Source organism: Streptomyces sp. NPDC058086 (assembly GCF_042885015.1).
GTDB lineage: Bacteria > Actinomycetota > Actinomycetes > Streptomycetales > Streptomycetaceae > Streptomyces.
In genome coordinates this window covers 1-22064 of sequence record NZ_JBHVST010000139.1, presented here as the reverse complement: position 1 = coordinate 22064, position 22064 = coordinate 1, and the positions used below count along the sequence as shown (strand labels likewise).

The 22064-nt window shown below is 70.0% G+C and carries 23 protein-coding genes; 10 read left to right on the top strand and 13 right to left on the bottom strand.

The genetic code is table 11. From position 1 onward, the window contains the following. Positions 1 to 108: 108 nt before the first annotated feature. The 3 genes from ACFVWD_RS51530 to ACFVWD_RS51520 form a co-directional block, all read right to left on the bottom strand. Positions 109 to 1239 carry a hypothetical protein gene (locus ACFVWD_RS51530; protein ID WP_389605567.1) on the bottom strand — a complete coding sequence of 377 codons (1131 nt, stop codon included), beginning with the start codon at positions 1237 to 1239 and terminating at the stop codon, positions 109 to 111. A gap of 101 nt (positions 1240 to 1340) precedes the next feature. Next, on the bottom strand, positions 1341 to 2189 hold the full coding sequence (locus tag ACFVWD_RS51525; RefSeq protein WP_389605566.1) for an ABC transporter permease: 849 nt from the start codon (positions 2187 to 2189) through the stop codon (positions 1341 to 1343). Further along, positions 2186 to 3100: an ABC transporter ATP-binding protein gene (locus ACFVWD_RS51520; RefSeq protein WP_389605564.1), complete on the bottom strand. Its 915-nt coding sequence runs from the start codon at positions 3098 to 3100 to the stop codon at positions 2186 to 2188. The genes ACFVWD_RS51525 and ACFVWD_RS51520 overlap by 4 nt, the downstream gene beginning before the upstream one ends. Positions 3101 to 3233: 133 nt before the next feature. On the opposite strand from ACFVWD_RS51520, the gene ACFVWD_RS51515 reads away from it, so the two are divergent. Both ACFVWD_RS51515 and ACFVWD_RS51510 read left to right on the top strand, forming a co-directional pair. Continuing rightward, positions 3234 to 4508: a sensor histidine kinase gene (locus ACFVWD_RS51515; protein WP_389605562.1), complete on the top strand. Its 1275-nt coding sequence runs from the start codon at positions 3234 to 3236 to the stop codon at positions 4506 to 4508. Continuing rightward, positions 4508 to 5170, top strand: coding sequence for a response regulator (locus tag ACFVWD_RS51510; RefSeq protein ID WP_389605560.1), 663 nt, complete (start codon positions 4508 to 4510; stop codon positions 5168 to 5170). Before ACFVWD_RS51515 ends, ACFVWD_RS51510 begins: the two co-directional genes overlap by 1 nt. 33 nt (positions 5171 to 5203) lie before the next feature. Here ACFVWD_RS51510 and ACFVWD_RS51505 read toward each other — a convergent pair whose 3' ends face one another. The 3 genes from ACFVWD_RS51505 to ACFVWD_RS51495 form a co-directional block, all read right to left on the bottom strand. Next, positions 5204 to 7441 carry a PQQ-binding-like beta-propeller repeat protein gene (locus tag ACFVWD_RS51505; protein WP_389605559.1) on the bottom strand — a complete coding sequence of 746 codons (2238 nt, stop codon included), beginning with the start codon at positions 7439 to 7441 and terminating at the stop codon, positions 5204 to 5206. Positions 7442 to 7527: 86 nt separating this feature from the next. After that, the gene (locus ACFVWD_RS51500; RefSeq protein ID WP_389605558.1) at positions 7528 to 7800 is read right to left on the bottom strand and encodes a DUF397 domain-containing protein; all 273 of its coding nucleotides are present in this window, start codon (positions 7798 to 7800) and stop codon (positions 7528 to 7530) included. Continuing rightward, a complete protein-coding gene (locus ACFVWD_RS51495; protein ID WP_389605557.1) occupies positions 7782 to 8615 on the bottom strand; it encodes a helix-turn-helix domain-containing protein in 834 nt (277 codons plus the stop codon). Before ACFVWD_RS51495 ends, ACFVWD_RS51500 begins: the two co-directional genes overlap by 19 nt. Before the next feature lie 330 nt (positions 8616 to 8945). On the opposite strand from ACFVWD_RS51495, the gene ACFVWD_RS51490 reads away from it, so the two are divergent. The 3 genes from ACFVWD_RS51490 to ACFVWD_RS51480 all read left to right on the top strand — a co-directional run bounded on the left by ACFVWD_RS51490 (position 8946) and on the right by ACFVWD_RS51480 (position 11215). Continuing rightward, positions 8946 to 9161, top strand: coding sequence for a hypothetical protein (locus ACFVWD_RS51490; RefSeq protein ID WP_389605556.1), 216 nt, complete (start codon positions 8946 to 8948; stop codon positions 9159 to 9161). Between the two features lie 433 nt (positions 9162 to 9594). Continuing rightward, entirely contained in the window at positions 9595 to 10341 is a 747-nt protein-coding gene (recO, locus tag ACFVWD_RS51485; RefSeq protein ID WP_054235479.1) for a DNA repair protein RecO, read from the top strand. 22 nt (positions 10342 to 10363) lie between these two features. Further along, on the top strand, positions 10364 to 11215 hold the full coding sequence (locus ACFVWD_RS51480) for an isoprenyl transferase (protein WP_389605555.1): 852 nt from the start codon (positions 10364 to 10366) through the stop codon (positions 11213 to 11215). A 143-nt stretch (positions 11216 to 11358) separates the two neighbouring features. Here the strand turns inward: ACFVWD_RS51480 and ACFVWD_RS51475 are convergent, their stop codons facing one another. From ACFVWD_RS51475 to ACFVWD_RS51460, 4 genes are read right to left on the bottom strand one after another with little or no spacing between them, the layout of a single operon-like run. After that, positions 11359 to 11775 (bottom strand): Fur family transcriptional regulator, encoded by a 417-nt coding sequence (locus ACFVWD_RS51475; RefSeq protein WP_054235481.1) that lies wholly within the window; start codon positions 11773 to 11775, stop codon positions 11359 to 11361. Positions 11776 to 11833: 58 nt separating this feature from the next. After that, positions 11834 to 12736: a metal ABC transporter permease gene (locus tag ACFVWD_RS51470; RefSeq protein ID WP_389605554.1), complete on the bottom strand. Its 903-nt coding sequence runs from the start codon at positions 12734 to 12736 to the stop codon at positions 11834 to 11836. Further along, the gene (locus ACFVWD_RS51465; protein WP_389605553.1) at positions 12736 to 13503 is read right to left on the bottom strand and encodes a metal ABC transporter ATP-binding protein; all 768 of its coding nucleotides are present in this window, start codon (positions 13501 to 13503) and stop codon (positions 12736 to 12738) included. Before ACFVWD_RS51465 ends, ACFVWD_RS51470 begins: the two co-directional genes overlap by 1 nt. A gap of 28 nt (positions 13504 to 13531) precedes the next feature. Further along, complete coding sequence (locus ACFVWD_RS51460) at positions 13532 to 14512, bottom strand: metal ABC transporter substrate-binding protein (RefSeq protein ID WP_389605552.1); 981 nt, start codon at positions 14510 to 14512, stop codon at positions 13532 to 13534. A 191-nt stretch (positions 14513 to 14703) separates the two neighbouring features. Between ACFVWD_RS51460 and ACFVWD_RS51455 the strand changes: the two genes are divergently transcribed. After that, positions 14704 to 16086 carry a glycine--tRNA ligase gene (locus tag ACFVWD_RS51455; protein WP_060901977.1) on the top strand — a complete coding sequence of 461 codons (1383 nt, stop codon included), beginning with the start codon at positions 14704 to 14706 and terminating at the stop codon, positions 16084 to 16086. A gap of 139 nt (positions 16087 to 16225) precedes the next feature. Here ACFVWD_RS51455 and ACFVWD_RS51450 read toward each other — a convergent pair whose 3' ends face one another. After that, a complete protein-coding gene (locus ACFVWD_RS51450) occupies positions 16226 to 17068 on the bottom strand; it encodes an oxidoreductase (protein ID WP_389605551.1) in 843 nt (280 codons plus the stop codon). A gap of 74 nt (positions 17069 to 17142) precedes the next feature. Between ACFVWD_RS51450 and ACFVWD_RS51445 the strand changes: the two genes are divergently transcribed. Then, positions 17143 to 17685 (top strand): TetR/AcrR family transcriptional regulator, encoded by a 543-nt coding sequence (locus ACFVWD_RS51445; protein WP_389605550.1) that lies wholly within the window; start codon positions 17143 to 17145, stop codon positions 17683 to 17685. Between the two features lie 91 nt (positions 17686 to 17776). On the opposite strand, the gene ACFVWD_RS51440 is transcribed toward ACFVWD_RS51445, so the two are convergent. After that, on the bottom strand, positions 17777 to 18829 hold the full coding sequence (locus tag ACFVWD_RS51440; RefSeq protein WP_389605548.1) for a chitinase: 1053 nt from the start codon (positions 18827 to 18829) through the stop codon (positions 17777 to 17779). A gap of 264 nt (positions 18830 to 19093) precedes the next feature. Here ACFVWD_RS51440 and ACFVWD_RS51435 point away from each other — a divergent pair, with 264 nt between their 5' ends. After that, the gene (locus tag ACFVWD_RS51435) at positions 19094 to 20098 is read left to right on the top strand and encodes an aldo/keto reductase (RefSeq protein ID WP_389605546.1); all 1005 of its coding nucleotides are present in this window, start codon (positions 19094 to 19096) and stop codon (positions 20096 to 20098) included. A gap of 26 nt (positions 20099 to 20124) precedes the next feature. After that, complete coding sequence (locus ACFVWD_RS51430; RefSeq protein WP_168491322.1) at positions 20125 to 20730, top strand: TetR/AcrR family transcriptional regulator; 606 nt, start codon at positions 20125 to 20127, stop codon at positions 20728 to 20730. 96 nt (positions 20731 to 20826) lie between these two features. On the opposite strand, the gene ACFVWD_RS51425 is transcribed toward ACFVWD_RS51430, so the two are convergent. Continuing rightward, entirely contained in the window at positions 20827 to 21033 is a 207-nt protein-coding gene (locus ACFVWD_RS51425; protein WP_054235491.1) for a hypothetical protein, read from the bottom strand. Positions 21034 to 21234: 201 nt separating this feature from the next. Here ACFVWD_RS51425 and ACFVWD_RS51420 point away from each other — a divergent pair, with 201 nt between their 5' ends. Next, the gene (locus ACFVWD_RS51420; protein ID WP_389605544.1) at positions 21235 to 21969 is read left to right on the top strand and encodes a transporter substrate-binding domain-containing protein; all 735 of its coding nucleotides are present in this window, start codon (positions 21235 to 21237) and stop codon (positions 21967 to 21969) included. Positions 21970 to 22064: the final 95 nt, after the last annotated feature.

Here is a 22064-nt window from a genome sequence, read left to right as displayed (position 1 = left end):
GACCCAAGTACGTCCAGTACGAGGGCCTGTGCCCGGCACGCCGAGAGCACGTACCTGACGCCGCAGGGCCCGCCCTCCGGGCGGACGACGGGAATTTGACGACAGGACCTAGACGCCGGCCAGGCGCCACACCTGGAGTTCCTTCGTGTCCTCGGCGACCGTGTACCAGCTGCCGTCGCCCAGGGGGTTGGGCACGCCGGATATCGGGAGCGGGTAGATGATCTCGCCGAGCAGTCGCATGTCCCGTACGTCGACCAGCCAGTGCCGCCCCGGCCCGTACTCCTCGTCGGCCTCGGTGGTGCCCGCGATGACGGTGTGCTCGTCGACGAAGCCGCCGTAGTAGTCCCAGCGCACCTCGGGCTCGTCGTTGTCCGGATCCAGGGCGGGGTGATCGGGAACGACCTCCTCCGCGTCCAGCTCCGACACCACCGAGCCGTCCTCGGCCCGGTGCAGGGACAGGAGCTCCTGATAGTGGGTCACGGTCAGGAAGTGCTCACCCGACGGGCTCACGGCGAGCAGACACCGGTCGTCGTCGATCCGTTCGACGGAGAGCCGCTCACCGTCCCAGCGACCCCACAGCAGCGGCGCCCCGTCCTGCCCCTCGCCGACGCTCAGCCCCATCTGTCCGGGGTCCGGGTGCGACACGTGCCCCGAACCGGCGGCCACGGTCTGGGTGTCCGCCTGCCCGAGGACCGTCCCGTCCGTGGCGTCCAGCACCAGCCACTCCTCGATCACGTCCGGATCCTCGTCCCCCACCGCGAGCGGCCCGCGGACATGGGCCCACACGAGCTTGCCGTCCGCGGAGAAGACCACCGAGCCGCTGTCGGCGTACAAGTGCCCACGGCTGTCGCCGTTTCCACCGTTTCCATCGTTCTCGCCGTATTCGTCGAACGAGGCGTGCATCTCCCGGCAGCTCCCCTCCCAGCAGCCGTGCCGCACCTCCCACAGGGTGGCGCCCCGCCGGTCCACCGCCCGCACCGCGTGCACGCCCGCGAAGACGGCGACGTCCAGCCCCGGCGACACGGTGCATGTGCCGAAACGCCGCGGCCACGGCCTGGGGAAGCGGGCCACCGACGCCTCACCCGCGAGCGCCGCGGCCAGGTCGTACGCGGCCACCTGGGTGTCGTCGCTCTGGAGGATCAGCGTCCGGCCGGGCAGGCACCGCTCTCCTGGGAAGCCGGCCGTGGCCGACTCCAGCGGGCCTGCGAGCGTGGTGACGAGACGGGCGCTCGCGGACATGGTTCCTCCAGTGCGCGTGATGCCGTACGGCGTTGTGTGCGTTGGGTGCACAGTACGGCCGCCCACTGACAAACCCGAACGCGCCTGTCCCGTACGGCCTTTCACACGTCCCGGCGGTCCACCGCCACCACGACGATCACCGCCGACGCCACCGCCCACGCCCCCAGCACCACCCAACTGCCCGTCACCGTCGCCCCGTAGCGCGGGAGCCGGGTGAAGGGATCGCGGCCGTAGGCGATGTCGGTCAGCCGCGTCCAGGCGTTGACGGGCATGCCGTGCCGTAGGGCGGCCGTCCAGCGGTAGCGGTCGGTGATGAAACTGGGCACGAGGAGCAGGACGGCGGTGACGGCGACCATCGTGCTCGCGCTGTGCCGGATCAGGGCTCCCAGGGCCATGCCCGCCAGCGCGCAGACCGGGGCGAGCAGCGCGGAGGCGACGACCACGCGCAGGGCACCGAAGTGGGTGATCGACACCGAGGCGTGACGGGTGGTGAGGATGGCCTGCGTCGAGGCGAAGGAGGCACTCGCGACGAACGCGCCGTACAGCGTCATGACCGTCGTCACCACCACGACCTTCGCCGCCATCACGGCACGCCGGTCCGGGACGGCCGCGAGGGTCGTACGGATCAGGCCCGTCGAGTACTCCCCGACGACCGTGATCGCGCCGATGCTCGCCGCCGCGAGGATCAGGATCAGTGCCGATCCGTCGGTGAAGGCGTCGCGCAAGGCCAACTCCCAGGCGAAGGAGCGCATCTGGGGGGTGAAGCGCGGATAGTCGTGGGCGTGCACCCGCGCCGCGTTGGCGTTGAAGCCGATGACGGCTTGGGCGCCCGCGCCGAGTGCCCAGTAGGTCGAGCGCAGGGAACGGAGTTTGATCCACTCGGCGGCGAGGAGATCGGTGAACCGCGCGGCGGGGTGTGCGGGAGCGGGGGTGAGGACGAGAGCGGTCATCGGGCGTCTCCAGCGAGGAACTCGGTACTGCCGGCGGTCAGTTCCATGAAGGCGGCCTCCAGGGACGCGGTCTGCGGGGTCAGTTCCTCGAGCAGGATCCGGTGCCGGAAGGCGAGTTCACCGATGCGCGCCGCGCTCAGGGCGGTCACCTTGAGGGTCCGGTCGTCGTACGGCGCCACCGCCGCGCCCTCCTCGGACAGCACGGCCGTGAGCTTCGCGAGGTCCGGCGTCCGCACGGTCACCGTCGGCCGGGTGCCGCGCGCCGCGAACTCGGTCACGCTCTCCGAGGCGATCAGCTCACCCCGGCCGATGACGATCAGCTCGTCCGCGGTGTGCTCCATCTCGGACATCAGATGACTGGAGACGAAGACGGTACGGCCCTCGGCCGCGAGCCTGCGAAAAAGCTCCCGCACCCACAACACACCCTCCGGATCGAGCCCGTTGAGGGGTTCGTCGAAGAGCAGCACCGGAGGTTCGCCGAGCAGCGCGGTGGCGATGCCGAGCCGCTGCCGCATGCCCAGCGAGAAACCGTCGACCCTGCGCCGCGCCGCCGCCCCCGCGAGCCCCACCTCCTCCAGCACCTCGTCGACCCGGCTCCGGGGGATGCGATTGCTCCGCGCCAGCGCCTCCAGATGGGCCCGCGCGCTGCGCCCGCCGTGCACATCGCCCGCGTCGAGCAGCGCGCCCACGTGCCGCAGCCCGCGCGGATGACGCCGGAACGGCTGCCCGTCGATCGTCGCGCTCCCGCCGGTCGGCCCGATCAGGCCGAGTAGCATGCGCAGCGTCGTCGTCTTGCCCGCGCCGTTCGGGCCGAGGAACCCGGTGACGCGCCCCGGGCGCACCTGGAATGTCAGATTCCGTACGGCGGTGGTGTCGCCGTACCGTTTGGTCAGTTCGTTGACTTCGATCACACCGACCACCGTCTCGTCGGCACCCCGCGCGCGGTATCGCCCCGTGGCCGACACTCTCCCCGCCCGGTGTCGACCAGGGGTGTACGTCCACGGACCGATGCCCGTCCACGGCCCCCGTGCCTACGATCGCCGCATGCATGCCATGCCGCTCCCGCCCCGCCTCAAGCTCGTGCCGCCCGCTGCCTGGGTGGCCCTGGCCTGGTGCGCGAGCACGGCGTTCACCTTCCTCGCCCGCATCCGGCTCCCCGGTGAGATGACGGCCAACGTGCGTGTCGCCGCCCAGTTCTACCGCTGGGACGGTCTGCTGATCCTGTCCGTGGCCTGCGCTCTGGCGCTGCTCGGCAGCATGTGGTTGCACCGACGGCCGCTGAGGGCCCTCACCCTGCTCCTTGCGGCCGCCGCCTTCCTCACCACCAACCTGGCCGTGGGAGCGATCCAACTGGCCCAGTTCCTCGCCGTCGACCTCGCCCTCTACTTCATCGCGGCAGGCCGCCCCCGCCGTACCGGAGTCACCGCCCTCTCCATGGCGCTCGCCGTTCTGCTGGTCTGGGAGACCGTACGGCTGCTGCGCGGATGGGGCATCGGCACGCTGGAGGAGCTGACCGTGGCGCTGACGGCCGTCGTCGCCTGGCTCCTCGGCGACGCCTCCCACCGCACCCGCGAGTACGGCGAGAAGCTCCGCGCCCAGGCCGCGACCCAGGCGGTCACCGACGAACGCCTGCGGATCGCCCGCGAGATGCACGACATGGTCGCCCACAGCATCGGCATCATCGCCCTCCAGGCCGGGGCGGCGGCCCGCGTCGTCCACACCCAGCCGGATGCCGCGCGCGAGGCGATGACGGCGGTGGAGACGACCGGGCGGGAGACCTTGTCGGGGCTGCGCCGGATGCTGGTCGCCCTGCGCCAGGCGGACCAGGACCGGGAGCAGGACCGTGACCGGGACCAGGACCGGGCCGCCGCCTCGGTCGAGGCCGACCGGTTGCGCCCGGCCGAGGGGCTCGCCGACCTCGACCGCCTGGCCGCCGCGACAACGGCGGCGGGCGTTCAGGTCGACGTCCACTGGAAGGGCGCGCGCCGCCAACTCCCCCCGGACATCGACCTCTCCGTCTTCCGGATCGTCCAGGAGTCGGTCACGAACGTCGTACGCCACGCGGAGACGACCGCCTGCCGGGTGACGGTCGACTACCTGGAGGAATGCGTGACCGTGGAAGTCACCGACGACGGCCGGGGCCGGGGCGGCACCACCGACACCGGCTTCGGCCTGGTCGGGATGCGCGAGCGGGTGGCCCTGCTGCACGGCGAGTTCACGGCGGGACCCCGTCCCGAGGGCGGCTTCCGGGTGACGGCCCGCCTCCCGGTCCCGGTCCCGGCGACGGTGACGGCGACGTCGGCGACGGTGGCCGTCTGATGCCGGTCCGTGTCGTCCTCGCCGACGACCAGCAGCTGATCCGCACGGCCCTGCGGATGGTCATCGCCGACATCGAGGACGTGGAGGTGGTGGGGGAGGCCGCGGACGGCGAGGAGGCGGTGACCCGCGCCGAGGAACTCCGGCCCGACGTCGTGGTGATGGACATCCGCATGCCGGGTGTGGACGGCATAGAGGCGACCCGTCGGATCACGGCGGGTGCGGGCGAGTCGAGGATCGTCGTCCTGACCACCTTCGACGACGACGACTACGTGTACGGGGCGCTGCGCGCCGGCGCGTCGGGGTTCCTGGTCAAGGACATGGCTCTGGACGACATCATCGGTGCCATACGGGTCGTGGCGGCCGGCGACGCCCTCATCGCCCCCAGCGTCACCCGTCGCCTGATCCAGGACTTCACCTCCGCCCGCTCCTCCGAGCCGGCGCGTCCACGTCGCGACCTGACCGCGATCACGGACCGCGAACGCGAGGTCCTCACCCTGGTCGGCACGGGTCTGTCCAACGCCGAGATAGCCGAACGGCTCTTCATCAGCGTCGCCACGGCGAAGACGTACCTGACCCGCCTGCTGTCCAAGCTGGACGCACGGGACCGGGTCCAGCTGGTGATCATCGCCTATGAGGCGGGTCTGGTCTCGGTGAACCGGTGAGGCGCCGGTGAAGCGGTCGGCCGACGGCGTGGGTCACTTCTTGGTCGCGGCCGGCTTCGGTCCGGCCTTGGGGCGGTCCGGGCGTACGGAGAAGGCGGTGTCGCCCGCCACGGCGACGATGGCGTCCTTCACGAGCAGCAGGCTCGGGACCGTGGTCTCCGGCGAGTTCCCGGGGTTGTCCAGCTTGTCCGTGTTCCACCGCGTGGCGCCGGTCGCGCGGTCGAGCGCGAGCAGCCGGCCGTAGCGGTTGGCGAAGAAGAGGTCGTGGTACGTCGTCGACAACGCCGGCTTCGACAGATTCTCGATCTGTGTCTCACGCTGCCAGAGCCGGGCGCCGTCGGTCACCCCGACCGCGGTGACGGTCCCGTCGGGCCGGACGAAGTACACGACGCCGTCGAGGAGGGTGACCGAGCCGCGTGGGGGGCCCGCCAGGGGGATCCGGACGAGGGCGCCGCTGGTCGGGTTCACCCTCAGCAGGCTTGAGTACGGTGTGTCCGTGTCGTCGGCGAACGCGTCCTCCGCCGCGTTCCGTGGCACCGCGAACAGCGGCTGCCCGCCGACGGTGCCGAGCGACACCACCCCGCGGGGGAGTGTGGCGAGGTCGTGCGCCGTGCCGTCGGCCGGGTCGAGGCGCACCAGGCCGGTCGAGCCCGTGTCGGTGTTCTCCGGCGTGCACAGGCCATAGGGGACGCCGTCCAGGGCCAGTGGGGTGCAGGAGTTGCCCGCCGACGACTTCGCCGGTGTCCGCCACAGGTCCTTGCCCGTCCTGGCGTCGAAGGCGACGAACTCCGTCCCGTCGTCCCCGTCGTCCGACTTCGCCAGGACGCCGCCGTCGAACAGGACGGCGGGCCGGACTTCGTTGATCGGGCGGTACCAGAGCCGTTTTCCGGTGCCGGCGTCGAGGGCGACCAGCCGCCAGGTCTCGCGCACGTTCAGGCCCGGCTTCTCGTAGGTGTACACGATCCCGTCCCGGACGCCGAGCGGCAGCGTGGTCTGCGGGGTGTGGCCGGCCCGCCACTCGACGCGGCCGGAGGCGGCGTCGAGCTTGGCGACCGTGAAGCCGGTTCCCGCGCAGTACAGGGAGGAGCCGCCGGACACGCAGCCGGACTCCGAGCCGCTGATGGAGATGTCCGCGTACGCCTTGTCCGGGGCCTGGGTGAGGTTCGCGCGCCAGGGCTTCCAGCCGGTGGGGAGCGCCGCGGCGGGAGAAGCGGCGGCGCGGGACGCGGCGGCCCGCCCGCCGGGCGTGCCCTCGGTGCTCTTCGGGCGCGCCACCATGTAGTACACCGACGCGGACACCGCCGTGACGGCCAGGGCGGCGCCGAGGGCGACGAGGAGGCGCACCCGCCGACCGCGGCGGACGGTGCCGGTCGAGGTCGTCGTGTCACCGTGCCTCCGGGCGGTCCTCCGTCCGCCCGCGACGGTCGGCCTGCCCGACGCCGCCGGCGCGGTCGTCACGTCCGGCAGATCCCTGAACAGCCGGTGCAGCTCGGTGAGGTCGGGCCGGGCGGTCGCGTCCTTGTCCAGGCAGCGCTCGGCGATGCCCCTGAGGGGCTCCGGTACGCCGTCCAGCACCGGCTGTTCGTGCACCACCTGATAGCCGGTCATGTACGGGCTGCCGCCGTCGAAGGGACGGTTGCCGGTGGCCGCGTACACCAGTAGCGAGCCCAGCGAGAACACGTCCGAGGCGGCGGTGACGTCCCGGGGCGAGGCGAACTGCTCCGGGGACATGAAGGGCGGGGTGCCGATCAGCCGTCCCGTCACGGTGAGGGCCTGGTTGTCGGCGGCGCGCGAGATACCGAAGTCGATGACGCGCGGACCGTCCTCGGCCACCAGGACGTTGCTCGGCTTCAGGTCCCGGTGCACCACGCCCGCCTGGTGGATGTCCCGCAGCGCCTCGACGAGCCCCAGCGCCAGCGTGCGCAGCGCGTCCCCGCCCAACGGGCCTTCCATCGCCACGATCTCGGCCAGCGTCCGGCCCGGCACGTACAACGTTGCCATCCACGGCACTTCGGCGTCCGGATCGGCGTCCACCACGGGAGCGGTGAACGCTCCGCTCACCCGGCGGGCCGCGGAGATCTCCTGCCGGAAGCGGACGCGGAACTCCTCGTCCTGCGCGTACTGCGCGTGTACGACCTTGACCGCGACCTGCCGTCCCGAGGCGGAACGTCCCAGGTAGACGACGCCCATACCGCCGCTGCCGAGCCGGTCGACGAGCGTGTAGCCGCCTATCGACCCGATGGACTCCGATTCCCCGGTGCTCAGCGGCATGGCCGGTTACCTTTCCCAAATCCCCTGTGTCGCACGCCTGTTCCCCGGCATCACACTAGTGCGTGCCGCGGGGCCGTGCGTCAGGCTCACTCCGCGACGGTACGGAGGAACGCCGTCCAGGCGAGGGGCCCGATGAGGAGGACGGGGCCGTCGGTGACCTTGCTGTCACGGACGGGGATGATGCCGGGGACTCCGTCGGCGACTTCGAGGCACTCGCCGCCGTTGTCGTCGCTGTAGGTGCTCTTGCGCCAGCGGGCGGCGCCGGGGAAGTCGTACGCGACCTCGATGCAGCTGCCGCCGTTGTCGTCGCTGTAGCTGCTCTTGCGCCACTGAGCCGAGCTCAGGTCGTACTCGCGCATCGTCTGTGGTCCTCCGCCGCCGACGAGAGCAGGGCCGGGGTCGCCTCCGGCGGCAGTGCGGCGGCCCTGAGCAGATCGTATGTCTGCTGCACTCGCTTCACCAGGCCTGGATCGTCCAGCAGATTGCCCGAATACACCGCCTCTGTATAGGCAGTTGGCGGGGCGTCCTCGAACTCCATGAGCGTCAGCATCCGGCCCATGAGTGGGTAAGCTCCCGCGCTGGTCGGCAGCACCTGCACTAAGACTTTCCGCTGCCGCACCAGGTCCGCGATGTGATCCAACTGCTTGGCCATTTCGGCCCCGCCGCCGACCGGGATCCGTACCACGTGCTCATGCAGGATTGCCCAATACACAGGGCGTGTAGCGTCGCTCAGGATCTGCGCCCGCTCCATGCGGGCCGTCACCTTCTCCTCGATGTACGCGTCGGTGACGAACGGGTTGCCCGCCAGCATTACCGCACGCGCGTACGCGGGCGTCTGCAACAAGCCCGGTACGAGTGCGGGCGCGAACTCCGCGATCCTCGTCGCCGTCCTCTCAAGCTCCACCACCTCCGCGAAGTAATCCGCGTACCGCTTGTCGTCAATCAGTTTTTGCCACGTGCGCTCGAAAAAGCCGTCGGTTTGTAGGAGCTCGTCGATCCGTTGGGCCACATCCAACTGTGGTTTCCGAATGGCCTGTTCGAACTGGCCGATGTAACCCCCGGAGACGAATACCCGCGCCCCCAGCTCCACCTGGGTGAAACCGGCATCTTCCCGCCGTCGTTTCAGCTCCGCCCCGAAGAACTCCCACGCCGCCTGCCGCGAACCGTTGGCCATGGCCAAACCCCTTACGCTGCGCCGAACTTGTAGAGGACAGACTCCTGCCGAGTGTAGATGCGGAGCGTCACTCTGGAGACGCGAAGAGTGAAACTCGGAAAGTCAGGGGAACAGGGTGAAGGCACAACACTCGGCGCTCTGCGTCGAAGAGGCGGAGGTAACGGTGAAGGAATTGCGGGCGGCACTGAAGAGGGCCGGAATTACGTTGCCGTCGCTCCGGATCGACCCGGCGAGTTCGGCGCGCGAGGCACCTTGTCCGCGCGTCGAATTGGGCGGTTGCTCCATGGAGGTCGCGGCCCGGCTCGTGGCGGCGCTGCGGTGAGGCCGCCGATGAAGCCGCCGATCGGCTCGTACGTCGTCGACACGCGCACAGAGAAGGTGGGCATGGTGATGGGACACGAGGGACCGTATGTACAGCTGAGACCGCTGGGTGGGGGCAAAGAGTGGGACGTCGCCCCGGACACGGTCCGGCGGGCCACCGCGGCGGAGCGGCTCAGCGCGGCCACGGCGTATGCGAACGCACGCAGCCGCGGTGAGGTCCCGTGAGCGGTGACGTTACGGCCTGTCCCAAGAGCGCCCCCACCCTCCTGGCGACTGCGTGATCGAGTACGGGTACCTCACAGCCGTTGAGGATCCGGGCCGACTGGGCCTGGCGGGCGCCGTCCCGCCAGGCCGGTGCCACGCCGGTGGGCTCGCCGGAGAGCGGTGTGGTGCCGTTCCGCGGCGATCAGCGCCCCGGCGTCATGGACCACGGGCCTGAGCGGGTCACGCGGCACCCTGCGACTGCTCGGCCGTGGGCGTGGGCCGAGTGACGCGGTTCATGAAATCGTCGACCCACGCCTGCTCGTCCGGCGTGGGCGGACCGACGTATGCCATGGCCTCCTCCGCCGCGGCCGGCCGCCAGGCGAGTCGGCCGTGTTCGCTTGCAAGAAGTACGGCACCCGCCGGTGCATGCCCTCGCGTACGCGAGAATGGCCCCATGAGTCTGTTCCGCGACGACGGCATCGTGCTGCGCACCCAGAAGCTGGGTGAGGCGGACCGGATCATCACGCTGCTCACCCGCGGTCACGGCCGCGTACGGGCCGTGGCCCGTGGCGTGCGGCGGACCAAGTCGAAGTTCGGGGCGCGGCTCGAACCCTTCTCGCACGTGGACGTGCAGTTCTTCGCGCGGGGGAGCGAGCTGATCGGGCGCGGCCTGCCGCTGTGCACGCAGAGCGAGACGATCGCTCCGTACGGCGGCGGGATCGTGACGGACTACGCGCGCTACACCGCCGGTACGGCCATGCTCGAAACCGCCGAGCGGTTCACCGATCACGAGGGGGAGCCCGCCGTGCAGCAGTATCTGCTGCTCGTCGGCGGGCTGCGCACCCTCGCCCGGGGCGAGCACGAGCCGCACCTCGTCCTCGACGCCTTCCTGCTGCGCTCCCTCGCCGTGAACGGCTACGCGCCCAGCTTCAGCGCCTGCGCGAAGTGCGGGATGCCGGGACCGAATCGGTTCTTCTCGGTCGCGGCGGGAGGTTCCGTCTGCGTGGACTGCCGGGTGCCCGGCAGCGTCGTACCCTCGGCGGGGGCCCTCGAACTGCTCGGCGCGCTGCTGACGGGAGACTGGGAGACCGCGGACGCGTGCGAGCCGCGGTATGTCCGGGAGGGCAGCGGGCTGGTGTCGGCCTATCTGCACTGGCATCTGGAGCGCGGGCTGCGCTCACTCCGGTACGTGGAAAAGTAAGACCGAGGGAGACGAGAAGCACATGGTCGTACGCGGGATCCTGGGACGCCAGCGCCGCGAGTACAAGGCGCCGGAACCCCACCCGTCCGGTGCCGTCGCGCCCAAGCTCCCCGGTGAGCTGATCCCGAACCACGTGGCGATCGTGATGGACGGGAACGGGCGCTGGGCGAAGGAGCGCGGGCTGCCGCGCACCGAGGGGCACAAGGTCGGCGCCGAGCGCGTCCTCGACGTGCTGCAGGGCGCGATCGAGATGGGGGTCGGCGCCATCTCGCTGTACGCCTTCTCCACCGAGAACTGGAAGCGCTCGCCCGACGAGGTGCGCTTCCTGATGAACTTCAACCGCGACTTCATCCGCAAGACCCGCGACCAGCTCGACGAACTCGGCATCCGGGTCCGCTGGGTGGGCCGGATGCCCAAGCTGTGGAAGTCGGTGGCCAAGGAGCTCCAGATCGCCCAGGAGCAGACCAAGGACAACAACCGGCTGACGCTGTACTTCTGCATGAACTACGGCGGTCGCGCCGAGATCACCGACGCCGCGCAGGCTCTGGCTCAGGACATCAAGGCCGGCCGGCTCGACCCGTCGAAGGTCACCGAGAAGACCTTCGCGAAGTACCTCTACTACCCGGACATGCCCGACGTGGACCTGTTCCTGCGGCCGAGCGGCGAGCAGCGCACCTCCAACTACCTGCTCTGGCAGAGCGCCTACGCCGAGATGGTCTTCCAGAACGTGCTGTGGCCGGACTTCGACCGGCGCGACCTGTGGCGGGCGTGCGTCGAGTTCGCCCAACGCGACCGCCGCTTCGGCGGCGCTGTCCCGAACGAGCAACTGCTCGCCATGGAAGCCGCGATGAGGGGCCGCACAGAGGGCGCCTGACGCGCCCGACGGACCGGGGCTGCCTTGGAACGGGGCAGCCCCGAAGGGGCGCCCCTCAGGGGCGCGGGGCTGTCACATGTGCGGCTCCGCCGCGTGGGCGCGCCCAGCCCCCACCGACCCGCAGCCAGAGAACGAGCCCCCCGTTACCCCTTGGCGGCAGCGCACTCCGCACAGGTACCGAAGATCTCCACCGTGTGCGCGACGTTCACATAGCCGTGCTCCACCGCGATCGCCTCCGCCCACTTCTCGACGGCCGGTCCCTCGACCTCGACCGCCTTGCCGCAGACGCGGCAGACGAGGTGGTGGTGGTGCTCGCCGGTGGAGCAGCGGCGGTAGACGGACTCGCCGTCGGAGGTACGCAGTACGTCGACCTCGCCGGCGTCGGCGAGGGACTGCAGCGTGCGGTACACGGTGGTGAGTCCGACGGAGTCACCCTTGTGCTTGAGCATGTCGTGGAGCTCCTGCGCACTGCGGAACTCGTCCACCTCGTCGAGCGCCGCCGCCACGGCGGCACGCTGCCGGGTGGAACGGCCCCGAACGGGCGATCCAGCGGTTGTCACCGTTGCCTCCTCACGTCTGCCCTTGCCCGGCCATTGTGCCAGCCCGGACTGTGCGTGGTCAGACGCCGACCTTGCGTTCGGGGCCACGGGTGGCCGGAATCGCGCACTCCGCGGGGTCTCCGGCCCCCTGCGAGGCGGCCAGGGCCCGGGCCCGGCGCCGCGCCAGTGGGGTCGCCAGCACGGTGAGCACGATGAACGCGCCGATGGTCAGCAACACGATCGTCGCACCGGGCGGCACGTCCTGGTAGTACGACGTCACGGTGCCGCCGATCGTCACGCTCACACCGATGGCCACCGCGATCGCGAAGGTGGCGGCGAAGCTGCGGCTGAGCTGCTGGGCGGCGGCCACCGGGACCACCATCAGCGCACTGACCAGAAGCAGGCCGACCACCCGCATCGCGACCGTCACGGTGACGGCGGCCGTGACGGCGGTGAGCAGGTTCAGGGCGCGCACCGGCAGACCCGTCACCCGCGCGAACTCCTCGTCCTGGCTGACCGCGAACAGCTGCCGGCGCAGGCCCAGGGTGACCAGGACGACGAAGGCCGCGAGCACGCAGATCGCCGTCACGTCGGACTCGGAGACCGTGGACAGGGAACCGAAGAGGTATGAGGTCAGGTTGGCGTTTGAGCCGCCCGGCGCGAGGTTGATGAACATCACGCCGCCCGCCATGCCGCCGTAGAAGAGCATGGCGAGCGCGATGTCGCCGCGCGTCTTGCCGTACCAGCGGATCAGTTCCATGATCACGGCGCCGAGGACGGAGACGGCCGTCGCCATCCACACCGGGTTGGTGGAGAGCAGGAAGCCGAGGCCGACACCGGTCATCGCCACATGGCCGATGCCGTCGCCCATCAGGGCCTGGCGGCGCTGGACGAGGTAGATGCCGACGGCGGGCGCGGTGATGCCCACCAGGACGGCGGCGAGCAGGGCCCGCTGCATGAAGGCGTAGTTCAGGATGTCCATCAGCTCAGCAGTCCCGTCCGGATCGGTTCGGCGTCGTGAGCCGCGTGCGGGTGTACGTGGTCGTGGCCGGGCAGCGCGTGCTGGCCGACCGCCCGCGGGGGCGGGCCGTCGTGCAGGACGCAGCCGTCACGCAGGACGACCGCGCGGTCGATCAGTGGCTCCAGGGGGCCCAGCTCGTGCAGGACGAGCAGGACGGTGGTGCCCGCCGCGACCTGCTCGCGCAGGGTCTGGGCCAGCACCTCCTGGCTCGCGAGGTCGACGCCCGCCATCGGCTCGTCCATGATCAGCAGCTCGGGTTCGGAGGCGAGGGCGCGGGCGATCAGTACGCGCTGGTGCTGGCCGCCCGACAGGGCGTTCACCGAGTCCTTGGCGCGGTCCGCCATGCCGACGAGCTCCAGGGCGCGCCGTACGGCCTCGTGGTCGGCCTTGCGCAGCACGCCGAAGCGGGCGCGGGAGAGCCGGCCGGAGGCGACGATCTCGGTCACCGTGGCGGGTACGCCGCCCGCGGCGGTCGTGCGCTGCGGCACGTACCCCACCCGCTTCCAGTCGCGGAAGCGGCGCCGCGGGGTGCCGAAGATCTCTATCTCGCCGCCGCTGACCGGGACCTGGCCGATGACGGTGCGTATGGCCGTCGACTTGCCGGAGCCGTTGGCACCGAGCAGCGCGACGACCTCACCGCGGTGCACGGTGAGGTCGATGCCGCGCAGGACGGGGCGCGAACCCAGCTCGGCGGTCACGCCGCGCAGGGATATGACGGGCTCGCTCACGCTGTCCTCCTGGAACTGGGACTGGGTGTCACTTGGCGCCCAACGCCGTTCGCAGCGCCTTCAGGTTCGACTCCATGACCTGGAAGTAGTCGCTGCCCCTGGACTTGCCGGTGATGCCCTCGATCGGGTCGAGGACGTCCGTCTTCAGGTTCGCGTCGCCGGCGATGGTCTTGGCGGTCTTGTCGCTGACGAGCGTCTCGTAGAACACCGTCGAGACGCCGTCGGCCTTCGCCATCTTCTCAAGGTCCTTCACGCGGTTCGCGCTGGGCTCCGACTCCGGGTCCAGACCGTTGATGGCCTCCTCGGTGAGGCCGTAGCGCTCGGCGAGGTAGCCGAAGGCGGCGTGCGTGGTGATGAAGACCTTGGTCCTGGTGTTCGCCAGCCCGGTCTTGTACTGGGTGTCGAGATCGGCGAACTTCTTCCGCAGCGCCGTCATGTTCTTGTCGTAGTCCGCGGCGTGCTTCGGGTCGGCCTTCTTGAGGGCCTTGGCGACCCCTTCGGCGACCTGGCCGTACTTCACCGGGTCGAGCCAGATGTGCGGGTCGGCGGCGCCGGACTCCTCGCCCTTGGAGCTGTCGTGCGAGGCCGCGTGCCCGCCGACCTCGTTGCCGTGCTTCTCCAGCGTGGTCAGCGACGCGGCGTCGATCTTGGTCTTGACCTCGGACTGCGCCACGGCGTCGTCGACGGCCGGCTGCAGGTTCTTGAGGTAGACGACGGCGTCCGCCGACTGGAGCTGCGCGGTCTGCCGGGCGCTGATCTCCAGGTCGTGCGGCTCCTGACCGGGCTGGGTCAGGCTCGTGACGTGCACGTGCGTCCCGCCGATCTGCTCGGCGAGGTACTGCATGGGGTAGAACGACGCCACGATGTCGAGCTTCCCGTCGCTCCTGCCGTCGGCCGCCGTGGAAGCCGAGCAGCCGGTGAGGGCGCCGAGGCCGACGGCGGTGGCCGCCAGGGCCGCGGACCCGGCAGTGCTTATTCGAGAAGCGGCGAGGCGCCGTCGTACGTTCATGACAGTCATTTTCAACAAACCTGGAAACGATTGTCAACAAGCCTTCGGTAAGCCCCGGGTAAACGAGGCGGCGAATGAGCCGGTAAGGGGCACGATGAGGCGAGGTGTACCCGAACCGATTTGATACGAGGGTGGGCGGCGCCGGTAACCTGAATCATTCGCTGCCGTCCGTTCGTAATGAAGAGAGCACCGTGGCCGCCGACAAGATCGACACCATCGTCAGCCTGAGCAAGCGCCGTGGCTTCGTTTTCCCCAGTAGTGAGATCTACGGCGGACAGCGTGCCGCCTGGGACTACGGCCCGCTCGGCGTCGAGCTCAAGGAGAACATCAAGCGCCAGTGGTGGCGCTATATGGTCACCTCCCGCGAGGACGTCGTCGGTATCGACTCGTCGGTGATCCTGGCGACCGAGGTCTGGGTCGCGTCGGGGCACGTCGCCACCTTCACCGACCCGCTCACCGAGTGCACCTCCTGCCACAAGCGCTACCGCGCCGACCACCTGGAGGAGGCCTACGAGGCGAAGCACGGCCGCCTCCCGGAGAACGGCCTCGCCGACCTCAACTGCCCCAACTGCGGCAACAAGGGCACGTTCACCGAGCCCAAGCAGTTCTCGGGCCTGCTCACCACCCACCTCGGCCCCACGCAGGACAGCGGCTCCGTCGCCTACCTGCGCCCCGAGACGGCCCAGGGCATCTTCACCAACTTCGCCCAGGTCCAGCAGACCTCGCGCCGCAAGCCGCCCTTCGGCATCGCGCAGATGGGCAAGTCCTTCCGCAACGAGATCACGCCCGGCAACTTCATCTTCCGCACCCGCGAGTTCGAGCAGATGGAGATGGAGTTCTTCGTCAAGCCGGGCGAGGACGAGAAGTGGCAGGAGTACTGGATGCAGGAGCGCTGGAACTGGTACACCGGCCTCGGTCTGCGCGAAGAGAACATGCGCTGGTTCGAGCACCCCAAGGAGAAGCTCTCCCACTACTCCAAGCGCACCGCCGACATCGAGTACCGCTTCAGCTTCGGCGGCAACGAGTGGGGCGAGCTGGAGGGCGTCGCCAACCGCACCGACTACGACCTCGGCGCGCACTCCAAGGCCTCCGGCCAGGACCTCTCCTACTTCGACCAGGAGGCCGGCGAGCGCTGGACTCCGTACGTCATCGAGCCCGCCGCCGGTGTCGGCCGCGCGATGCTGGCGTTCCTGCTGGACGCCTACGTCGAGGACGAGGCCCCCAACGCCAAGGGCAAGATGGAGAAGCGCACGGTGCTGCGCCTCGACCCGCGCCTCGCGCCGGTCAAGGTCGCCGTCCTGCCGCTCTCCCGCAACCCCGAGCTGTCCCCGAAGGCCAAGGGCCTCGCCACCGCCCTGCGCCAGCACTGGAACATCGACTTCGACGACGCGGGCGCCATCGGCCGCCGCTACCGTCGCCAGGACGAGATCGGCACCCCGTTCTGCGTCACGGTCGACTTCGACACCCTCGACGACAACGCCGTCACGGTGCGCGAGCGCGACTCGATGAAGCAGGAGCGCGTCTCCCTCGACCAGATCGAGGGCTACCTGGCCGCGCGCCTGATCGGCTGCTGACCCGGCTTGTCCGTGAAGAGCCCCCGGTTCCCGTCATGCGGGAGCCGGGGGCTCTTTTGGATCGCCGGGCCGATTCGCTGGATCGCCGGGCCGATCCGCGCCGCCCCGGACCGACCCGAAAGACAGGCCCTGGCGGCGGCTAGCGGCGAGCGCCGGTCGGTGTGCCCATGGCGCGGGCGACGAGCGCGTCGTAGGCGCGGTCGGGCAGGGCGCGGCGCAGGAAGATGAGGGGCCTGGCCCCGTAACCGACGGCGTACCGGGTCCTGGGGCGGCGAGCCGTGACGGCCTTGGCGACGGTGTCGGCGATGACCGAGGGTGGGGAGCTGCGGCGGGCGGTGCTCTCGGAGCCCAGGGCCTCGGCCATCGCGTCGGCCTGCGTGGCGTACGCGGTGTCGCCGGAGGTCTTGCGCAGGTTGTCCGCGGCGATGCCGCCCCACTCCGTCCTGATGGCTCCGGGCTCGACGATGACCACGTCGATGCCGAACGGCTTGACCTCCATGCGCAGGCAGTCGCTGAGCCCTTCGAGGGCGAACTTGGTTCCGTGGTACCAACCGCCCAGCGGGGTGTGAATCTTGCCGCCCATGGAGGAGATGTTGACGATCGTGCCGCTCCGCTGCGCCCGCATGTGCGGCAGCACGAGCTGGATCAGATGGGCGGCACCGAAGATGTTGACCTCGAACTGGGCACGCGCCTCGTCCAGCGGTACGTCCTCGACGGCCCCGTACGACCCGTACCCCGCGTTGTTCACGAGGACGTCGATACGGCCCGATTCGGCGATGATCCCGTCGACACCCGCCCGCATCGAGGCGGTGTCGGTGACGTCCATGGGCAGGACGTGGACGCCCGCCTCGGCGAGCCGGGACATCCGCTCCACCCGGCGGGCAGCACCGTACACGGTGTATCCGAGCTCCTGGAGCTTGAGTGCGGTGACTTCACCGATACCGGAGGAGGCACCGGTGACCAGGGCGACCTTGCTGGACATGGGCCAAACCTTTGAGTCGGCCCCTCGCGGGGCGGGGAACGCCAGGCAAACATGAACTATGGCTCATTTTCATCATGAATCACGGTTCACACCGCAACCGCAAGAAGATCCTCGACGCGGCGCACCTGTTGATCACGCGGCACGGCCCCGAGGTGCCCATGGACGCGATCGCCGAGGCTGCCGGGGTGGCGGTGGGCACGCTCTACCGGCACTACCCCACGAAGACCGATCTCGTCGGCGCGGTCCTGTCCCGGCATGTCGAGCGGATGACCCTGGTCGTGGAGGAGGCGGCAGACCGCGTGCGGGCGGGGGCGCACGCCATGACCGAGCTCACCGCGCTCGTCTCCCGCGTCATCGAGGCCGCGGCCCAGGACCACGCGGTGAAGGCCGCCGCGCAGGGAGTCGGCGCCTCGTACGCGCCCGAGAACGACACACGTGCGGCCGCCGCGCTGACCGAGCTCATCACAGCCGGTCAGGCGGACGGTGACCTCCACCCGGACGTCACCGTCGCCGACTTCTACCTCTTGCTGGCCACCGCTCCCCTCGACCAGCCGCGCGAGGTCCGCGATCGCTGGCTCACCCTCATCCTTCCCGGCTTCACTGCGGCGGCTCGCTGAGAACTACGGCGGCGAGCCGGGGGCTGCGGCGGCCCGCCGGGAGCTTCGGCGGCACGTTGGAAGTGGGCTGCTCCCCGAGCCGTCCTGGTTCTCAACGGCCCTGCAGCGCCTTGACGTTGTCGCCGAAGGTCCAGTTCTTCGAGCCGTCCCAGTTGATCGACCAGGTCATCAGGCCCTTGAGGCCGGTGCCGTAGTGCCGCCACGCCTGGGAGACCAGGCTCGGTGACATGTAGCCGCCGCCGGCGCCCGACTGGGCGGGCAGACCCGGGACCTGCTTGTCATAGGGCACCTTGATGGTGGTGCCCTGCACGACAAGTCCCTTGTTCAGGCAGTCGGTCTGCGCGGTGAAGCCCTGAACGGTGCCCGCGGAGTAGGAGTCGCCGGAACATCCGTACATGCTGCCGTTGTAGTACTGCATGTTCAGCCACCACAGGCGCCCGTTGTCGGCGTACTTCTTGACGATCGGCAGATACGCGCCCCAGATCGAGCCGTACGTGATGCTGCCACCCGTGACGTACGCGGTCTCCGGCGCCATGGTCAGCCCGAAGCTGGCCGGCATGCGCGACAGCACGCCGTCGATGATCCGGATCAGGTTGGCCTGGGACGTGGAGAGCTGACCGATGCTGCCACTGCCGACCAGGCCCGTCTCGATGTCGATGTCGATGCCGTCGAAGTTGTACTTCTTCAGGATGGGCACGATCGTCGCGACGAACCTGTCGGCGACGGCGGAGGAACTGAGGTCGATGCCCGCCGCCGCCCCGCCGATCGACAGCAGGATCGTCTGCCCGGACGCCTTGGCCGCGCACATCTCCGCCGGTGTCGCGACCTTCACACCGGTGTCCATCCCGTCCTCCCACAGCGCCGTGCCGTCGGAGCGGATGACCGGGAACGCCGCGTTGATCACGTTGTAGCCGTGCGCGGCGATACGGGAGTCGGTGATCGGTGTCCATCCGAACGGCGGGTGCACTCCGTTGGAAGAGCCGTCCCAGTTCTCCCAGTAGCCCTGGAGAACCTTTCCGGACGGGCGGGACTTCACGGCGCAGGTGTCGGCGGCGGATGCGGTGGGGGCGGTGGCGACCGACAGTGGGGCGAGGACGGCTGCGGTCAGTGCGAGGGCGAACAGGCGCAGCTTCCGACGGATCATGCGAGGCCTCCCGGTGGGGGGTGCGGTGAGGTGTCGTAGGCATGACAGTGCCTGCGGTCCAGACCTGTCGTCAATAGGTCTGGACCAAAGTGGGGCCGGGGGTGGCGGGCGACGGATAACGGATAACGGATAGCGGATGGCAGGTGACAGATGACAAGTGACAGATGACGGATGACAGATGACAGATGACAGATATTGAAATCTGTCATCTGTCATGCCATCGTGAAAGGGCACCAACCCCCCAAGGGACACCAGGGAGTCCTCATGCAAACCCGCCCCCTCGGAACCACCGGCCCCCAGGTCTCCGCCCTCGGCCTCGGCTGCATGGGCATGTCCGCGCTGTACGGCGAGGCGGACCGGGCCGAGTCGATCGCGACCATCCACGCCGCCCTCGAGGCGGGCGTGACGCTCCTCGACACCGGCGACTTCTACGCCATGGGCCACAACGAGATGCTGATCGGCGAGGCCCTGCGCGCGGTTCCGGCGGCCCTGCGCGAGCAGGCGCTGACCAGCGTCAAGTTCGGCGCCCTGCGCGACCCGGACGGCGGCTGGTCCGGATACGACGGCCGCCCCGCCGCGGTGCGGAACTTCGCCGCGTACTCGCTGCAACGCCTCGGTGTCGATCACATCGACGTGTACCGGATCGCGCGGCTCGACCCGAACGTCCCGATCGAGGAGACGGTCGGCGCGATCTCCGAGCTCGTGGAGAAAGGGCACGTCAGGCACATCGGCCTGAGTGAGGTAGGCGCCGACACCATCCGACGGGCCGCCGCCACCGCCCCCATCTCCGACCTCCAGATCGAATACTCGCTGATCTCGCGCGGCATCGAGGACGAGGTCCTGCCGACCACCCGTGAGCTGGGCATCGGGATCACCGCGTACGGCGTGCTGTCCCGCGGGCTGATCTCCGGCCACTTCACGGCCGACCGGCAGCTGGCCCCGACCGACTTCCGCTCCATGAGCCCCCGCTTCCAGGGCGAGAACCTCCAGCACAACCTCTCCCTCGTCGAGGCGCTGCGGAAGATCGCCGAGCAGAAGGGCGTCAGCGTGGCGCAGAGCGCGATCGCGTGGGTGTTGTCGAGGGGCGAGGACATCGTGCCGCTGGTCGGCGCGCGGACCCGGGAGCGGCTGACGGAGGCGCTCGGCGCGCTGGACGTCACGCTCGACGACGCCGACCTCGCCGCGATCGAGCAGGCCGTGCCGGCGGACGCCGCCGCGGGCGACCGCTACCCGGCGGCGCAGATGTCGCATCTCGGCACCGACCGCTGACAGTGCCGCCAGGTACGGTTTTCGACATGGCACCGACCACCGAAGCACTGACCGCCGAGCGCATCCTCGAGGCGACCGAGGAGGCGCTGCGCCGCCACGGGCCCGCGAAGGCCACCGTGGTGGACGTGGCCCGCGCGCTCGGCGTCAGCCACGGCAGCGTCTACCGTCATTTCCGTACGAAGGCGGCGCTGCGGGAGGCGGTCACGAAGCGCTGGCTGGACCGTACGTCGCAGATACTCGCGGAGATCGCCAGGCCCTCGTCCTCGCCACCCCCGGAGGCGCTCGAACACTGGCTGGCGACGCTGTTCACCGCCAAGCGGCACAAGGCGGGCGATGATCCGGAGTTGTTCGCCACCTACTCGGTGCTGCTCGACGAGGCGAGCGCGGTGGTCGAGGAGCATGTCGCCGAGCTGGTCGACCAGCTCTCGGACATCATTCATCGCGGCGTGATGGAGGGCGACTTCATGACCGTGGACGGCGACTCCGTCGCGACGGCCCGCGCCGTCTTCCACGCCACGAACCGTTTCCACGACCCCGCCTACGCCCACGAGTGGGAACAGCCGGGCATCGAGGCCGAGTTCTCGACGGTCGTCACCCTCGTCCTGCGCGGACTGCGCCGCCGCATCGACTGAATCCACGGCCCCGGCGAACCGGTGGACCCGGTGATTCGGTGATTCGGTGACCCCGGCGAACCGGCGAACCGGTGGACCGGTGGACCCGGCGGAGGACTATCCCTCCGTCGGGTCCACTGTCGCCTGATGCGCCTCGGCGAGGTGTTCCTCCGCCTTCAGCCACGGCAGGAACTGCGCGCCCTTGCGCCAGCCGCAGGTGTCGCATCTGATCGTGCGCTGTACACCGGCGCGCTGGACATGGACGACGTGCTCGCGGCCGTGCTGGTCCCAGCGGCTGACCTTGCTCGTGTTGATCTGCAGCATGACACCTCCAGGTGTTACCGCTCCGCTCACGCGGCAAGGCGTTGGCGGCAAGGCGGCTTTCGCAGCAAGGAGTGTGCAGCATCGGGAAGATCAACGGGGGTTCTTCGGTCGCGAGTTCACCGCGTGGCCGTGCGCGATCACGATCCGTCGCCGCCCGTCCACCCTCCGCGTTGCCGCACCGCCCCGATCTACACTCCGCTCATGACGACAGGAACTCCCGCCATCGCCAAGGACCTCGCGCCCCACGGCACCCTGCGGGCCTCGATCAACCTGGGCAATCCCGTGCTGGCCCAGGGCACACCGACGGCCCCGGCCGGCATCACCGTCGACCTCGCGCGGGAGATCGCCGCCCGCCTCGACGTTCCCGTGGAACTCCTGTGCTTCGACGCGGCCCGCAAGTCGTACGAGGCGATGGCGGAGGGCCGTGCCGACCTGTGCTTCCTGGCCGTCGAGCCCGCACGTGAGGCCGAGGTCGCGTTCACGGCGCCGTACGTCGTGATCGAGGGCGTGTACGCCGTCCCCCGCGACTCGGACCTGACGACCGCCGCCGAGGTCGACCGTCCCGGCGTACGGATCGGTGTGAATCGCGGGTCCGCCTACGACCTCTTCCTCTCCCGCACGCTTCGGCACGCGAGCGTGGTGCGCGGGGAGGACGGGGTCGAGGCGTTTCGGGCCGAGGGGCTGGAGGTCGCGGCCGGGATCAGGCAGCCGATGACCGAGTTCGTCGCGGCGCACCCCGAACTCCGTCTGATCGAGGACCGGTTCATGCAGATCCAACAGGCGGTCGGCACGACGAAGGCCCGCCACCCCGAGACCGTCCGCTTCCTCCACGACCTCGTCGAGGAACTGAAGGCGAACGGCTTCGTCGCGAACGCCTTGCGGCGCGCCCGGCAGTCGGACACCCTGGTCGCCCCACTCGCCCGCCCTCGCAGCTGACCTAGGCCCTGTCGTCACATTCCCGTCTGCCCCGCGACGCCATGCACGCGCCCCCAAGTTCTCGGCTTCGCTCGAACAGGGAGGGACCCCCTTCG